This window comes from Campylobacter sp. TTU-622 (genome assembly GCF_016598965.1).
Taxonomy (GTDB): domain Bacteria; phylum Campylobacterota; class Campylobacteria; order Campylobacterales; family Campylobacteraceae; genus Campylobacter_D.
On sequence record NZ_JAENKR010000180.1, the window covers coordinates 1 to 970 of the forward strand.

General features: G+C 21.1%; 1 protein-coding gene. It reads right to left on the reverse strand.

Annotated features, from left to right (window positions below):
• Positions 1 to 334: 334 nt before the first annotated feature.
• Positions 335 to 970: 3'-5' exonuclease (locus JG677_RS08325; RefSeq protein WP_200286172.1), on the reverse strand; the 636-nt coding region annotated here is incomplete at its 5' end.

Genomic DNA, 970 nt, shown 5'->3' on the forward strand with positions numbered 1-970 from the left:
GCAGAAGATAAAGATATAGCAGTAAGTTTTCCTATTAAAATTTATTATATTGATTCTAAAAAATAAATTGATTAAATAATTTTTATATAAAAGTTAAATTCTAATTTGTAAATTCTTAATCTACTATAATTATTTCAAAATAGTTTAAAATTTAAACTCAAGATAAAAATAATCTTTATTTTTAAATTTATAATAAAATTTAGATTTTTTATTATATTTTAACTTCAAAATAAATTTTAGAACTTTTTAATATCTTTATTAGTAAAATTTTTTAATTGTTCGCAACAAACGCAAATTCAAACTTTGAAATTCCAAAATTTAATTATTTTAATTCTTATAGGTTTTTATTTTTTATTAGTAAATTTTTGTTTTTTAAACGAGAAGTTCTAATAAAATTTATAAGATCTTCTGTAGTTTTAATATGATAAGGAAGTTTACTAAGGCAATATTTAAAAATTTCAGCTGCAGCTAAAGCATCATTTAAGGCTCTATGATGAATATTTTGTATACCTAAAATCTCTTTAAGAGCTTCAAGTTTATATTTTGGACTTTCAATACAACATTGTGCAAATTCTATAGTGCAAATTCGTCGATTAAGCAAAATTCCAAGATTATGATTATTTAAAGCTTTAGAAATAAAACTATAATCGAAACGAACATTATGTGCTACAAAAATACTATCTTTTAAAAAAGATCTAAATTGTTTTAAAACAATATCAAGATTAGGGGCACTTCTTACCATATCCAAATCAATACCAGTTAATTCAGTGATTTTATCAGGAATTTCATCAACTTTTATCAAAGAACAAAAACGATCAATTTCTTTAAAATTTTGAATCTTAACAGCACCAATTTCTAAAATCTCCCCATTTTTAATACCGCCTGTACTTTCTATATCAACAATACAAAATATTTCTTCTTTAAAATTTCTAATTCTTGAATTTAAAGTAAGCGTATTATCTTTATTTAG